Source organism: Methylocella silvestris BL2, from assembly GCF_000021745.1.
GTDB lineage: Bacteria > Pseudomonadota > Alphaproteobacteria > Rhizobiales > Beijerinckiaceae > Methylocapsa > Methylocapsa silvestris.
In genome coordinates, this window is record NC_011666.1 from 3,934,294 (window position 1) to 3,948,165 (window position 13,872).

12 protein-coding genes and 2 pseudogenes are annotated in these 13,872 nt (G+C 61.2%); 7 read left to right on the plus strand and 7 right to left on the minus strand.

What is annotated here, in order from left to right:
* Nucleotides 1-15: 15 nt before the first annotated feature.
* From MSIL_RS22100 to MSIL_RS18170, 3 genes are all read left to right on the plus strand, one after another.
* Nucleotides 16-375 (plus strand): hypothetical protein, encoded by a 360-nt coding sequence (locus MSIL_RS22100; protein WP_244406182.1) that lies wholly within the window; start codon nucleotides 16-18, stop codon nucleotides 373-375.
* The gene (locus MSIL_RS18165; RefSeq protein ID WP_012592532.1) at nucleotides 372-3,302 is read left to right on the plus strand and encodes a type I restriction endonuclease subunit R; all 2,931 of its coding nucleotides are present in this window, start codon (nucleotides 372-374) and stop codon (nucleotides 3,300-3,302) included. The genes MSIL_RS22100 and MSIL_RS18165 overlap by 4 nt, the downstream gene beginning before the upstream one ends.
* Before the next feature lie 380 nt (nucleotides 3,303-3,682).
* Nucleotides 3,683-3,898, plus strand: a complete 216-nt coding sequence (locus MSIL_RS18170; protein ID WP_041368179.1) for a hypothetical protein — start codon at nucleotides 3,683-3,685, stop codon at nucleotides 3,896-3,898.
* 227 nt (nucleotides 3,899-4,125) lie between these two features.
* Here MSIL_RS18170 and MSIL_RS18175 read toward each other — a convergent pair whose 3' ends face one another.
* The 3 genes and pseudogenes from MSIL_RS18175 to istA all read right to left on the minus strand — a co-directional run bounded on the left by MSIL_RS18175 (nucleotide 4,126) and on the right by istA (nucleotide 6,401).
* Nucleotides 4,126-4,335, minus strand: a complete 210-nt coding sequence (locus tag MSIL_RS18175; protein WP_041368180.1) for a hypothetical protein — start codon at nucleotides 4,333-4,335, stop codon at nucleotides 4,126-4,128.
* Nucleotides 4,336-4,357: 22 nt separating this feature from the next.
* Entirely contained in the window at nucleotides 4,358-5,086 is a 729-nt protein-coding gene (gene istB, locus MSIL_RS18180) for an IS21-like element ISMsi1 family helper ATPase IstB (protein ID WP_012590514.1), read from the minus strand.
* Nucleotides 5,056-6,401 (minus strand): annotated as a pseudogene (gene istA / locus MSIL_RS18185) (IS21-like element ISMsi1 family transposase). Before istA ends, istB begins: the two are co-directional and overlap by 31 nt.
* 112 nt (nucleotides 6,402-6,513) lie before the next feature.
* Between istA and MSIL_RS22415 the strand changes: the two are divergent.
* Together MSIL_RS22415 and MSIL_RS18195 are read left to right on the plus strand one after the other, a co-directional pair.
* On the plus strand, nucleotides 6,514-6,780 hold the full coding sequence (locus tag MSIL_RS22415) for an NAD(P)H-binding protein (protein WP_012592534.1): 267 nt from the start codon (nucleotides 6,514-6,516) through the stop codon (nucleotides 6,778-6,780).
* A gap of 74 nt (nucleotides 6,781-6,854) precedes the next feature.
* Nucleotides 6,855-7,283 carry a hypothetical protein gene (locus tag MSIL_RS18195; protein WP_012592535.1) on the plus strand — a complete coding sequence of 143 codons (429 nt, stop codon included), beginning with the start codon at nucleotides 6,855-6,857 and terminating at the stop codon, nucleotides 7,281-7,283.
* Nucleotides 7,284-7,794: 511 nt separating this feature from the next.
* Here MSIL_RS18195 and MSIL_RS18200 read toward each other — a convergent pair.
* Nucleotides 7,795-8,090: pseudogene (locus tag MSIL_RS18200) on the minus strand (transposase); the annotation flags it as partial.
* A gap of 145 nt (nucleotides 8,091-8,235) precedes the next feature.
* Between MSIL_RS18200 and MSIL_RS18205 the strand changes: the two are divergent.
* The gene (locus MSIL_RS18205; protein ID WP_012592538.1) at nucleotides 8,236-9,060 is read left to right on the plus strand and encodes an alpha/beta fold hydrolase; all 825 of its coding nucleotides are present in this window, start codon (nucleotides 8,236-8,238) and stop codon (nucleotides 9,058-9,060) included.
* 137 nt (nucleotides 9,061-9,197) lie between these two features.
* Nucleotides 9,198-9,701: a cytochrome P460 family protein gene (locus MSIL_RS18210; protein ID WP_012592539.1), complete on the plus strand. Its 504-nt coding sequence runs from the start codon at nucleotides 9,198-9,200 to the stop codon at nucleotides 9,699-9,701.
* 6 nt (nucleotides 9,702-9,707) lie between these two features.
* Here the strand turns inward: MSIL_RS18210 and MSIL_RS18215 are convergent, their stop codons facing one another.
* The 3 genes from MSIL_RS18215 to MSIL_RS18225 all read right to left on the minus strand — a co-directional run bounded on the left by MSIL_RS18215 (nucleotide 9,708) and on the right by MSIL_RS18225 (nucleotide 13,847).
* Nucleotides 9,708-9,968 carry a PQ-loop domain-containing transporter gene (locus MSIL_RS18215; protein WP_012592540.1) on the minus strand — a complete coding sequence of 87 codons (261 nt, stop codon included), beginning with the start codon at nucleotides 9,966-9,968 and terminating at the stop codon, nucleotides 9,708-9,710.
* Nucleotides 9,965-11,209: a DUF2252 family protein gene (locus MSIL_RS18220; RefSeq protein ID WP_012592541.1), complete on the minus strand. Its 1,245-nt coding sequence runs from the start codon at nucleotides 11,207-11,209 to the stop codon at nucleotides 9,965-9,967. Before MSIL_RS18220 ends, MSIL_RS18215 begins: the two co-directional genes overlap by 4 nt.
* A gap of 397 nt (nucleotides 11,210-11,606) precedes the next feature.
* Nucleotides 11,607-13,847: a xanthine dehydrogenase family protein molybdopterin-binding subunit gene (locus MSIL_RS18225; RefSeq protein ID WP_012592542.1), complete on the minus strand. Its 2,241-nt coding sequence runs from the start codon at nucleotides 13,845-13,847 to the stop codon at nucleotides 11,607-11,609.
* Nucleotides 13,848-13,872 lie beyond the last annotated feature (25 nt).

Genomic DNA, 13,872 nt, shown 5'->3' on the forward strand with positions numbered 1-13,872 from the left:
AACCTGCGGCACGTCTTGACCAAGATCGATGGCCACCTCGTGTCCGGCTATCACGATGGCGGCGACGCTCCCGAGAAGGAACTTGAACTCGTGCCCGGCGCTGTGAAGGACGCGGAAGCCTTCTTGAGCGATGACGGCGACACCAAGACCCGTTTTGACCGGGTCGGAAAGCTGGTTGAAGGCTTCGAAACTCCTTTCGGCCTGGAACTGCTTGCGACAGTCCATTGGGTGGCAAGTCGCGAGAGCGCGACAAGCCCCGAAGATGCCATCGCCAAGGTTTATGCCTGGAACGAACGTAAGAAGCGCTTCTCGCCGCGCCAAATCGGCATCGCGTTCGAAACCCTTCGTGCGAAAGGGTGGCTGGCGGCCGCATGAAAACAGATACCTCGGAAAAGGGACTCGAGGCCCTGATCGTCGCTGGAATGACGGGCCGCACCTCGGCGCCGTCCGGCGGCGGATTCTCCGAGGAGCCGGAGCCCTTCGTCGGCCTGCATAACTGGTTGCTCGGAAATCCGAAGGACTATGATCGGGCATGGACGGTCGATCTTGTGCAATTGCGCGCCTTTGTGGGCTCCACGCAACGGCCGTTGGTGGAAGCCTTCGATCTCGACAACGACAGCCCGGCGCGGCAGAAATTCCTTGCCCGGCTTCAAGGCGAAATCGGCAAGCGCGGCGTCATCGACGTTCTGCGCCACGGCGCGAAGCATGGCGCGCATGATGTGGACCTGTTCTATGGCACTCCGTCCCCGGGCAACGCCAAGGCCGCCGAACGCTTTGCGCTGAACAGGTTCTCGGTCACGCGCCAGCTTCGCTACAGCCGTGACGATACCGCCCATGCGCTCGATCTCGCGCTGTTCATCAATGGCTTGCCGATCGCAACGTTCGAACTGAAGAACAGCCTGACGAAACAGACAGTCGAAGACGCCGTTGAGCAATACAAACGCGACCGCGATCCGCGTGAGAAGCTCTTCGAATTCGGCCGGTGTATCGTGCATCTTGCGGTGGACGACGCGCAGGTGAAGTTCTGCACCCAGCTGAAGGGCAAGGCATCGTGGTTCCTGCCCTTCAACAAGGGCTGGAACGATGGCGCCGGCAACCCGCCGAATCCCACAGGCATCAAGACCGACTATCTTTGGAAGGATATCCTCACGCCGCTCAGCCTGACGGACATCATCGAGAACTATGCCCAGATCGTTGAGCGCAAAGACCCGAAGACCAACCGGACCAAGCGGGATCAGCTTTTCCCGCGCTTTCATCAGCTCGATGTGGTGCGCAAGCTCCTCGCGGATGCGAAGGCGAAGGGCGCTGGCCGGCGCGTGCTGATCCAGCATTCGGCGGGATCAGGGAAATCAAATTCAATTGCGTGGCTGGCGCACCAGCTCGTGCGGTTGGCGAATGGCGGAGGTCAGGTCTTCGATTCCGTGGTCGTTGTAACCGACCGCCGAATTCTCGATCAGCAAATCCGCGACACCATCAAGCAGTTCGCCCAAGTTGGCGCGACGGTCGGGCATGCCGAGCATTCCGGCGATCTTCGCCGCTTCATCGCCGACGGCAAGAAGATCATCATCACCACGGTTCAGAAGTTCCCGTTCATCCTCGATGACATCGGCGCGCAGCACAAAGACAGACGCTTTGCGATCCTCATCGACGAGGCGCATTCCAGCCAGGGCGGCAAAGCGGCGGCGGCTTTGAACGCAGCGTTGACCGGCGCGGAAGACGGCAACGAGGACGAAACCGTCGAAGACAAGATCAATGCGATCATGGAGCAACGGAAGATGCTCCCGAACGCAAGCTATTTCGCGTTTACAGCGACGCCGAAGAACAAGACGCTTGAGATATTTGGCGAGCCGTTCCCCGAAGGCGATGTCGTCAAACACCGCCCGTTCCACAGCTACACGATGAAGCAAGCGATCCAGGAAGGCTTCATTCTGGACGTGCTTCGCTATTACACGCCCGTTAACAGCTACTATCGGCTGGTCAAGACGGTCGACGAGGATCCGGAGTTCGATACGAAACGCGCGACAAGGAAGCTTCGCCGCTATGTCGAGAGCAACGACCATGCCATCAGGCTCAAGGCTGAGATCATGGTCGATCACTTCCACGAGCAGGTGCTCGCGTTGAACAAGATCGGTGGCCAGGCGCGGGCGATGGTGGTGACTTCAGGAATCGAACGCGCGATCCAGTACTATCAGGCGGTGAGCGCCTATCTGGTCGAACGCAAGAGCCCTTATCGTGCGATCGTCGCCTTTTCGGGCGAGCATGAATTCTGCGGAGTGAAAGTCTCCGAGGCCAGCCTCAACGGGTTTCCCTCGAAGGATATCGTCGATCAGATCGAAACCGATCCGTATCGATTCCTGATCTGCGCCGACAAATTTCAGACCGGGTACGACCAGCCGCTTCTGCATTCCATGTATGTGGACAAGGCCCTGTCGGGCATCAAAGCGGTTCAGACCCTGTCGCGTCTCAACCGCGCACACCCCCAGAAGTACGACACCTTCGTTCTGGATTTCATGAACGATACCGAGACGATCCGCGCATCGTTCGACAAGTTCTATCGAACAACGATCCTGAGCGACGAAACCGATCCAAACCGGCTTCACGATCTCAAGGCCACGCTGGACGGGTATCAGGTCTACGATCCGGCCCAGATTGACCAGCTCGTTGGTTTGTATCTCTCGGGCGCTGATCGCGATCAGCTCGATCCGATCCTCGATGCTTGCGTCACCACTTACAACGACAGCCTCGACGAGGACGGGCAGGTTGACTTCAAGGGCAAAGCAAAGGCATTCGCACGGACCTACGCATTCATTTCCGCGATTCTTCCCTACACGACCGGAATGGGAAAAGCCCTCGATCTTATTGAACTTCTTGCTGCCAAAGCTGCCGGCGCCGCGCGAGGAAGACCTCTCCAAGGGAATTCTCGAAGCCATCGATATGGACAGCTACCGCGTGGAGAAGCAGGCCGCGCAAAGAGTGCAATTGTCCGATCAAGACGCGGAAATCGATCCCATCCCAGCCGAAGGCGGCGGCCACAAGGCCGAACCCCAACTCAATCGGCTGTCAAATATCATTCGAAGCTTCAACGATCTCTTCGGCAACATCACATGGGCGGACACCGATCGTATTCGTCGCCTGATCGCCATCGAGATCCCCGACAAGGTTGCGGCCAACGCGGCCTATCAGAACGCGAAGTTAAACTCCGACAAACAGAACGCCCGGATCGAACACGACAAAGCGCTGGCTGGCGTAATCATCGGGCTGATGAAGGACGACACCGAACTGTTCAAGCAGTTCAGCGATAACCAGGAATTCAAGCGCTGGCTGACCGACACGATCTTTTCATTGACCTATGACCGGCCGACGCCGCCTGCTCCCTAATAGGCAAGATTGAGAGCCGTCGCACCACATTTATATCGCAATCTTGGAAAGCCTCGGTGAATATTTTCAGCTGCAGTTTTAAGGACTGGCCGATCGTCGGCAAATGCGCCTCGCTCGTGATCCACGGGCTTGATCGCCGCTATTTGCGCACCCTGTCCGGCCCGAACCCTTACTGCGAGTTCATGCAGACGGAAGAGCCACACGCTCGCGGCGAGCTCTGGGGTCGGCGCTGTTGGTCGATATGCGGCGAAATCGGCAAAGAGGAAGCCGATCGCCTACTGTTCTCCGACTGGCACCGTTGCAAATGGCCCGACTTGCCGAGTCGGAAGACTTCACATCGCCAACACGCGAAGAGATTGACGCTGGGATGCTCGCCTTCACCACGGTGCTGCTCGACGCCGTTCCGGTGGAGAAGCGCAAGGCTGAGATCGCATGGTTGCTCAGTGGATATCCGTTGCCCACAGGAATCGGTCCGGCACCGCCGATAGGCATCCGATCCGGGATGGGACTGGAATTCTGAGGTTGTGCGGAGGATGGGCGGGGCGAGCCGGCCCGATCTGCCCAAAGGCTTCAGCCGGATCGGCAAGAAGCACATAGTTAAGGGCCTATGAGCGGCTTCCAAGGCGACCGCGCTTCCAACGAAGCCGCAACCTTGCGCCATAGCGGGCCGGGTCTCAGCCTTGCGACGCCGAGCGGCTGCCCACGACGCATCGCGGCGCTGAGCGCGTCTGAAAGGTAGGCATCGACTCAGTTCACCATTTGCGGCGGCAAGCTGTCTGGCGGCGTCTGAACGGGCTTGATCGACGTGCCTTGCACCGCCTTGATTGTCAATTCGCTTTGAAAGCTGTCCCCGCTTTCGCTTTGAATGTTAGCCCCCTCGGTTAGAGCCCGGGAGAGCGGGAACAGCGGCGGCGTCGCTGGTCGGGGTTGCAGAGCCGCGGCTGTTTCGCCGGCCATGGGGCGCTTTGTTGGTTGATGGTCAGACGCGGTTCTTGAAGCGCCAGCTCTCGTTGCCGGTCTCGACGATATCGCAGTGATGCGTGAGCCGATCGAGCATGGCGGTGGTCATTTTGGCGTCGCCAAAGACTTGCGGCCAATCGGCGAAGGCAAGATTGGTCGTGATAATGATCAAGGTGTTTTCATAGAGCTTGCTGATCAGATAGAACAACAGCTGCGCGCCGGCGTGGCTGAACGGCAAATAGCCGAGTTCGTCGATGACGATCAAATCCTGACGCAGCATGGCTTCGACGATCCTGCCGCTTTTTCCGGCGGCCTTTTTCTGTTCGAGCTTGTTGACGAGGTCGACAAGGTTGAAGAAACGGCCGCGCGCTCGGGCGCGAATGACGGCGGCGGCGATGGCGATCGCCAGATGGGTTTTGCCTGTGCCTGTGCCGCCGATCAGGATGAGATTACACTTGGCGTCGATGAAGTCTCCGGTGGCGAGTTCGCGGATCAGGCCTTCGTCGGCAGGCGTGTCTTTGAAGACGAAGGCGTCGAGATCTTTCAGCACGGGGAACTTGGCGCCGCTGATGCGGTAGTTGATCGATCTGGACTGGCGATGCGCCAGTTCGGCGCGGATCAGGCTGCCGAGCAGCGGGTAGAGTTCTTCGCGCCGCGCCAGCCCTTTGCCGGCGATCTCGTCGAAACTGGCGCGCATTCCGTAAAGCTTCAATCCGGTCATGGCGTCGATGATCTGATGACGCTCCATAGCGCATCCTCCCTTCTTTTGCGCAGATTGTCGTAGCGGGCGCAGTCGGCGACGGGCTCGGCTTTGAGTTTGAGCGCCTCGGGCGTTGTGATGCTTGGCGGCGCCGGAGGTTGGCGGTTGCGGGCGAGGATCGCCACAACGACGTCGCCATTGGCGACGCCGGCCTCCAAGGCTTCGGCGCAAGCCTCGTAGACAACTTGATCGCGCTTGAAGCTGCGTGGGTGATCCGCGACAATCTCCTCGCCGAGGAGAGCCACAATGCGATCGGCGTAGACGCGCACCAGCACAGCGCGCCCCGCCGCCTTGGCGTCGACGCTGTATTTGTTCCGATCATGCGCGATCAGGCAGGTTGTCGTCGCGCGCATCGGCTTCTCGATGAACCCGCGAACGGGCCGAGGAAGGGCATGAGGCGCGGCCGTTCTTCCTCGAACACTTCAAAGATCGTCCGATCCCTGAACTCGGGGTGCTTGACCCGTTTGGCGTAGGAGACGCATTGCTCGGCCAGCCAAGCATTCAGCTCATCCAGCGACTTCACCTTTGGCTTTGGCCGGAACAACACGTCGCGCATCGTGCCGACCTGGTTCTCGACCTGGCCCTTCTCCCAACCGGCGGCAGGCGTGCAGGCTACAGGTTCGACGAGATGATGCGAGCAAAGTTGGAGAAAGCGCCGGTTATACGTGCGGGCGCTGCCGACGAAGACGGCCTCCACCGCCGTGCGCATGTTGTCATAAATCCCGCGCCGGCAGACGCCGCCATAAAAAGCGAAGGCGCGATCGTGCGCGTCGAACACCATCTCCTGCGTCTCGCGGAAATAGGCGCGCACGAAAGGCATGCGGCTGTAAGCGAGCCGCATCTGCGCCAGCTTCACCGTCAGCGGCAATCCCTGAAGCTCTATCGCCTCATGGCTCCAATCGAACTGATGGGCTTCGCCCGGATCGAACCGCAGCGGACTGAAAGCCTGCGCCGGCGCCCGGGCCCGTTCGGCGCGCCAGCTCTTGACGAACCGATGCACACTGTCATGCGCGCCGTCATAGCCCCGGCCGCGGAGTTCCTCGAATAAACGGATGGTCGAGCGCCGCTCGCGTCGCGGCAGCTTGGCCTCCGCCTCCAGGATCGCTGTCAGCGTCTCCACCCAGTCGCCCAGCTTGCGCTGCGGCTGAACCGTGCGCTTGTAGGCGAACTCCGTCACGCCGGAGCGCAGAATTTTGCGGACCGTGTCGCGCGCAATCCCCAGCTCCAGCGCGATCCGCTTGATCCCTTTGCCGTTCTGGAAATGCTCGAACCGGATCCGCGCGATCGTCTCCACGCCCATCATCCCCAGAGCCCTCCGCAAAGCCGGAAGGATCGCTGAAAGCCGAACTAGGGGGACAATCTTCAACGCGAAATCAGCCCCTCAAGGGGACAACATTCCACGCGATCTCACAGAGGTGCCGGGCGAAACGTACCGCGGCGTGCTCATCTTCACCCATTCCGCGGCGCTGATCGAGGCATCCGATCTTAACTACACGATCCTGCGGTGCGGCCGGCTGGTTCAAGCGCAAATCGGAAGGCCATACCGCATCACACAGGAGGGCGAGCCCTTCCAGGGTCGCAGACCACTTCTGTTCCTCCCCGAAACGGTGCTCACCAAGGCCGCTGAAGAAAAGGACGCGCTCACCTTGCCGTTCGTCGAGGCGCAAATCGGTTGCCATTGACATCCAACTGGCCTGCGCTCTCCGTCCTCAGAACTTTAGCGCCTTGCATTGGCGCCGCCATTTCGTAGAACCAGATGGCCCCAAGGGCCCATTGCTGTTGCACGTTCCTGCCGGACAAAGCCGCGCTCGTAAAGATCGACCGCGAGCTGGACCGGCTCGTACAGGCCATCATGGACGGCGTCCCGGCCAGCCGGGTCAAGGACAAGATGACGGAACTTGAGGGCCGCAAGGCGGAAGCCGAGGCGCGGCTGAACGACGCGGCGGAAATCCCGGTCCTGATCCATCCGAACATGGCGCATCACTACCACGACCAGATTGCCGCCCTGCGGGAGGCCCTGACCGACGAACACGCGCAGGCGTCGGACCTAATCCGCAAGCTGGTCGAAAAGATCGTCCTGACGCCGGAAACCGGGGAAGGCGCAAAGGGCCTGTCCATCGACCACGCACGGCCATTTGGCGCGCATTTTGTCGCTGGCTACAAAAGCCAAAAGGCCGCTCGGTGAGAGCGACCTTCCGGTTCAGTATACAAAGTTGGTTGCGGGGGCCCGAAGCCACCTTGTGACGTGTAGAAATGTGCATTTGTCCGGAGCCGGGCAAAGCCCATTAGACAGATCGTCTCATGATCAACGGCTGACGGGCCCGACCAGTCGGCGTGACACGACTGAACCTCTGCGGCATGGAGCAATTGATGCACTGCACCATGTCGTCTTATCGGAGCTGCTGGATGCTGAGAACCTTGAGCGCCTTGATCTCACTGCTCATCGAATCAAACACCGTGATTGGGCTTCGGTTTTTGAAACTGGCGATGGACGGCCCCGCAACGACGCGGAAACCAGCCTCATGATCGGCGAGAAGATCGACGGCGGATTTGAGGCCTTATCGACACTGGTGGGAGGCGGATCGATCGACGACGTGGTCGGTCGATTTGGCTTATGGCCGCTACGGCTATCGGCGGATCACGGCTTTGCTGCGCCATCCTGGCTGGGTCGTGAACGCCAAGCGGGTGCAGCGGATCTGGCGACGGGAGGGGCTTAGAAGTGTCCCCACGCGGCTTCGGTCAAAATCAGCTTGTCCAGGGTCAGGTCCGACGCCGCCCGCCGCAGCCGGGCGTTCTCCAGCTCCAGATCCTTCAGCCGCTTGACCTGGCCGCTCTTCAGGCCGCCATACTCCGCGCGCCAGCGGAAGTACGTCGCCTCCGTCACAGCGATCGTTTTCACCGCATCGGCAATCGACTTGCCTTGCGCCGTCAGGACATCAACCTGACGCAGCTTGGCGACGATCTCCTCCGGCTTGTGCCGCTTTATTCCCATCGCTCCATCCCTCCAAAGGGTCCGCGGACCAACATACGGGATGGATCACTTCAAGGGGCGCGGCGCAGACGGCTCTGGCGCACAAGGATTTTCGAAGCCACAATAGCTTGTATTAGCTCGTCCGCAAATCCAGGGAAGTCATCACATGGGCACGGTTACAACCAAAGACGGCGTCGAGATCTTCTACAAAGACTGGGGAGCGGGACAGCCGATCGTCTTCAGCCACGGCTGGCCGCTTTCGGCCGACGACTGGGACGCGCAAATGCTGTTCTTTCTCAACAATGGCTATCGCGTCATCGCCCATGACCGCCGAGGCCATGGAAGATCCACCCAGACGGGCGAAGGCCATGACATGGATCACTATGCCGACGATCTGGCGGCGGTGACGGCGCATCTCGACCTGAAGGACGCGATCCATGTCGGGCATTCGACGGGCGGCGGCGAGGTCGTCCATTATCTCGCCCGGCACGGCGAAAGCCGGGTGTCCAAAGCGGCGATCATCAGCGCGGTTCCGCCCCTGATGGTGCAGACGCCGGCCAACCCGCTCGGCCTGCCCAAGGCGGTGTTCGACGATCTGCAGGCGCAGCTCGCGGCAAACCGGTCGAAATTCTATCGCGACCTGCCGGAAGGCCCGTTCTATGGCTTCAACCGGCCGGGCGTGAAACCGCTGGAGTCCGCAATCACCAATTGGTGGAGACAGGGCATGATGGGGGGCGCCAAGGCGCATTATGACGGGATCGTCGTCTTCTCGCAGACGGACTTCACCGAAGACCTCAAAAAGATCAACGTGCCGGTGCTCGTGATGCACAGCGAGGACGATCAGATCGTGCCATATGTCGCTGCCGGCCCGCTAAGCGCCAAACTGTTGAAGAACGCAACGCTAAAGACCTACAAGGACTTCCCCCACGGCATGATCACCACCCAGGCGGAGACGGTCAACGCCGATCTGCTGGCCTTCCTGAAGTCGTAACGGCATAGTCCAGGAGCTGCGGGCCAGCGCGCCTTCGTCACCGCCGCCTCGCTCGGAGAACATCAACAGGTCTTGACCGCGGTCCTGCAGAAGACCGCAGGGAGCTGAAGGAGGACTGCCTGAAACGGATTGTTTTCGTGCTTGCCGCAATTGCGGCGCTGTCCGGCGCCCTCGCCGCCCTGGCCCCGGCATCCGGACAGTCCGAAGGGGCGGCGCCTCCGCTCTTTGGCGTCAAAATCCCGCCCGGATACCGCGACTGGAAGCTGATATCCGTGGCCCATGAAGCGGGCGACCTCAACGACCTACGCGCCGTTCTTGGCAACGACATAGCGATCGAGGCCTATCGAGAGGGGACGCTTCCGTTTCCAGATGGCGCGATCATCGCCCGGCTCGCCTGGCGCTACCTTCCTTCGGAAGAAAACAACGCAGTCTTCGGCCGCGAGCAATCCTTCGTCGCCGGCGCGCCCACGAATGTTCAGTTCATGGTCAAGGACTCAAAAAAATTCGCCTCGACCGGCGGCTGGGGGTTCGCGCAGTTTAACGACGGCAAACCCGTCGACGATACGATGCTCGGCGGCTGCTTTGCCTGCCACGCGCCCGTTGAAGCACGCGACTTTGTCTTCACCCGCTATGCGCCTTGACGACCACTATTTCGACAATCGCCGGTTTCGGGAATGGATGGCCTGACCCGCCACAGCGGTGAGCAACATCGCGGCGTTGGTCGCAACAAAGACCCAGCTTCCGAGAAGCCAACTATAAATAACGAAGCCGATCGACGCCGTAATTTGACCGATGAACAGCCAGCGAGAGACGCCTTCAGAACTGCGGTCGCGCCATTGGGTGTATACCTGCCGACAAATCGTCAGAAGCAGGATCGCCGCGGCCGACCACCCGACGAGTTCCGTCATGGAGCGCTCCGGGGCGGCGGCGCGGCGCCGGCGCCGGCCGCGGACGAATGAACGCGGCAATGTTCGAGGTAGCCGCGCTCATGGCTGACAAGCAGGTCGACGACGCTCGACCAGAGCCACGACGGCGCTTCGAGCGTTCTTGATCGGCTCTTGCTCAATTCCGTTCGCCACCCCCTCCGCGTCCCCTCGTCCATTTGCCGGGCATGCGCCTTTCCGACAATGGCCGCGAGGAAGCGCGCGGCCCTCATCGCCTCGCCGTGCGACATGGCGCTGATCTCGAGCTTGAGGTCCTGTGGCAGCAGTTCGCGGATGAAGATGGGGCGATCGAGCAAATGGGCGGCGCGCATGCGCTGGCCGAGAAAAGGCGACAAGCGCCGCGCTCCTTCGACGACCCTCTCACCGTCATCCAAAGGCATGTCGGCATGGGCGGACCGGGGCGCCGCGGCCTTTGCGGCCTCTTTGACGTCCATCAAGCACATCTCCATGTCGGCGAATGAGGGCCCCCCAACGCCAAGCAGCGCGCAATAGCGCAACAGCCCCAGAGAGCTGCATCCTTTCATCCAATAGGCTGCGTCGAGCAACTGGACCGTCGCGTCATCATCGCGCGATCTCAGCATCGTCGCGAGGCGGCGAACTGGCGCGGCCTCGACGAGCCGCACGATATCGCGTTTCTCCGCGCCGGAAATGGGCCAGAATCGCTTGCCGAGCGGGATGATTGGATCGGCATCGGCGATGCGCTCGCGCGCCAGATGCTTCCAGGACCGACGGGCCGCCTGCTTCATCGCAAAATGCACCGTTTGCGGGAGATCGGCCGTGAGTTGCCCGTCGGGCGCGTCGAAAGCCTGCTGGTAGCCTTCGATCATCTGCTCAAGCATTTGCGCCGTCGTGACGCCCGGCAGATCGGAGCCGCGCGCCGCGGAAGCGAGCGAGAGGCCAAGCCGAACGAGATCATGCGCTGGATTGCCGATCACAGTCTGATCGAGATCTCGGATTTCGATCTCGATCTTTCCATTCGCATCGGCGACGGGGCCGAGATTGCCGACGTGACAATCGCCGCAAATCCAGATCGCCGGTCCTTCCGGCAACGCGCCCACGTCCAGCCCGTCGAGCCATTCATAAAACTGAATCGTATTGCCACGAACGTAGGCGTGCGCGGACCGGGCCATTTTGAGATTGCGCGCGACGGTCAACGGCGGATCGCGCTCGTCGACCCCCGGAATTTGGAAAAACTTCGATTTCATGCGGCGTCCTGTCGGCGGGCGCAGGCTGCGATCGCTGGTGCTGAAACGAAAGTTGGCGTCTACGGTTGCATGGGACGCGCGCTTTCCGCTTCGGCCGCCAAGCTCTGATAAATGCTAGCGGATTCAAGTTCTTATGGCCCTACGGCATGTCGTCTGGGCGCGGCGGCAGAGAGAGGCGGGCATCGAACGGGCCAGGGATCAACGCGTCGACGGGTGATCCCATATCGAGCGCAATCGCCTGGGAGAATAGCGCTAGCCCTTGATGACGGCCGACGCTGCAAATGGCTCGATGGGCGTAGAAGAGTCGGTCGTCAAACGATGAAGGCGAGTGATTGCCCGGCCAGTTACGATCGCTGCATTCCCAAGGTCGTGGCGACAAGCGTTCCGGCCATATGGCTCAAAGCAGCTTGTCGATCGTAATAGGCAATTCGCGGACGCGCTTTCCTGTGGCGTGAAAAATCGCATTGGCTACAGCCGCCGCCGTTCCGACAATACCGATTTCACCGAGCCCCTTTACGCCCATCGGGCTAACCTTGTCGTCGCGCTCGTCGACAAAAATCACATCGATGTCGCAAATATCGGCGTGCGCCGGAATATGGTATTCGCCAAGATTGCGGTTCATGAAGCGGCTAAGGCGCAGATCCGGCAGAGCTTCCTCATGCAGGGCCATGCCGATCCCCATCACAACGCCGCCAATGATCTGGCTTCGCCCCGTGAGCGGATTGAGGATTTTGCCGGCGGCGACCGCGCTGACGACGCGCGTCACGCGCGCGACCCCGAGCTGCTCATCTACCCGCACCTCCGCAAATACGGCCGAATGGGTGTAGGCTGAATAGCTTTTGTCAACCGACGCGTCCCGCTTCGCTGTCTCTTCCGCCTCGAGAAACTCGGCGCCCGAGGCGCGCATCGCCTCGAGGATGGAGACGCGGCGTGACGGCTCGGCGGCAAGCGCGATCGCCCCATCGGCGAAGGTCACATGCTGCAGATCGGCATTGGCGAGAGGCGAATTTTCCATCGCCCGGGCGATCGCCAGCAATTCGCGCCGCAGTCGGAAACAGGCAAGTTGAACCGCCGCCCCCGCCGAGGCGGCGGCCCAGGAGCCGCCCTCGACCGGAGATTTCGGAAGCGCTGAATCGCCAACCAGCGCTGTCACTCGTTCGAGCGGAATACCCAAAGCGTCGGCCGCAATCTGGCTAAGTATCGTGTAGGTTCCGGTCCCGATATCGGCCGTCGCGGTCGCGACCTCGAGCCGCCCGCCGGCCGCCAGCCGCGCCCTTGCGGTCGTCGGCCGCATCAACGCCTCCCAGACGCCCGTCGCCATGCCATAGCCGATAAGGTCTCGGCCCTCGCGCATCGAGCGCGGATCGGGCTGACGCTTTGCCCAGTTGAAACGCCGGGCGCCCTGCTCATAGCAGTCGCGCAACGCCTTGCTGGTGAAGTCCTTGTCCGCCGCGGCGTCACGCTCCGCGTAATTGCGCAAGCGCAACTCCAACGGATCGATCCTGGCGGCGTAGGCGAGTTCGTCCATTGCGGATTCAAGCGCAAAAACGCCGAGGGTCGCGCCAGGGGCTCGCATATCGGCCGGCGTATAGGCATCGAGCTTCGTCAGCGAATAGCTCAATTTGGCGTTCGGGCACGCATAGAGCAGGCCGGACCAGTTGACCACGTTCTCCTGATAATCCTCGAAAGCCGACGTGCCAGCCACTGCGTCATGCATGACCGACAGCAGTCGCCCGTCATGGCCGCAGGCAAGGCCGACCGTATGGATCGTGTCCGGGCGGTAGCCGAAGGTGAACATCTGATCACGGGTGAGCGTCACGCGGACTGATCGCTCCAGCGCAAGGCTCGCCATGACCGCGAGGAAAAGCTGATATTGCGGACGCAGGCCCGATCCAAACGCGCCGCCGACAAAGGGACTGATCACCCGCACATTCTCCGGCGAGAGGCCGAAGACGCTGGCGACATAGCCTTGCGTATTCTGAGCGCCCTGCGTCTTGTCATGAATGGTCAGCTTGCCGTCGCCTTCATAAATGACTGTGGAGCCGTGCATCTCCATCGGGTTGTGAAATTCGACGGCGACGCGATACTGGTTCTCGAGCCGGACTGGCGCAGACGCAAAGGCGCCCTCGGCGTCGCCGCGCGGCTTTGGCGGCGGCTCGATGCCGCTGCGCTTTTTCGGCGGCGTATAGGCGGCGCTCTTACGCGCAGCGACGTCGATGCTGGCCGCCTCCTCTTCATAAGCAATGTTGATAAGCGAAGCCGCGTCGCGCGCGCTTTCGTAATCCTCGGCGACGATGAGCGCGACGGGCTGGCCGCTGAAAAAGATCCGCTCGTTGAGGAGAGGCATGAACGGATCGCCGGGCGGGGCGACCTGATCGCGATACTTCGACGCCGAGGTCGATCCCTGCGGCCTCGTCTCATGCGTAAAGACGGCGATAACGCGAGGCGCGGCGAGCGCTTCGGCGCAGTCGATTTTCGTGATACGGCCCTTGGCGATGGCGCCTGAAACGACATAGCCGCAAAGGCAGTCATCCGTCGCAAATTCGGCTGCGTAGCGAGCGAGCCCTGAAACCTTCAAAGGCCCGTCAACGCGCGGACGCGCCGCGCCAACATGAGATTTTGCTGCGGCAATCGACATTCCGGCTTTCCTTTTTATGGCGTCG

Excerpts from the sequence above, each read along its gene's own strand:
- MSIL_RS18165 (WP_012592532.1), top strand. The coding sequence starts at position 372 with ATGAAAACAGATACCTCGGAAAAGGGACTCGAGGCCCTGATCGTCGCT.
- MSIL_RS18170 (WP_041368179.1), top strand. The coding sequence starts at position 3,683 with ATGGCCCGACTTGCCGAGTCGGAAGACTTCACATCGCCAACACGCGAA.
- MSIL_RS18175 (WP_041368180.1), bottom strand. The coding sequence starts at position 4,335 with ATGGCCGGCGAAACAGCCGCGGCTCTGCAACCCCGACCAGCGACGCCG.
- istB (WP_012590514.1), bottom strand. The coding sequence starts at position 5,086 with ATGGAGCGTCATCAGATCATCGACGCCATGACCGGATTGAAGCTTTAC.
- MSIL_RS18195 (WP_012592535.1), top strand. The coding sequence starts at position 6,855 with ATGGCCCCAAGGGCCCATTGCTGTTGCACGTTCCTGCCGGACAAAGCC.
- MSIL_RS18205 (WP_012592538.1), top strand. The coding sequence starts at position 8,236 with ATGGGCACGGTTACAACCAAAGACGGCGTCGAGATCTTCTACAAAGAC.
- MSIL_RS18215 (WP_012592540.1), bottom strand. The coding sequence starts at position 9,968 with ATGACGGAACTCGTCGGGTGGTCGGCCGCGGCGATCCTGCTTCTGACG.
- MSIL_RS18220 (WP_012592541.1), bottom strand. The coding sequence starts at position 11,209 with ATGAAATCGAAGTTTTTCCAAATTCCGGGGGTCGACGAGCGCGATCCG.
- MSIL_RS18225 (WP_012592542.1), bottom strand. The coding sequence starts at position 13,847 with ATGTCGATTGCCGCAGCAAAATCTCATGTTGGCGCGGCGCGTCCGCGC.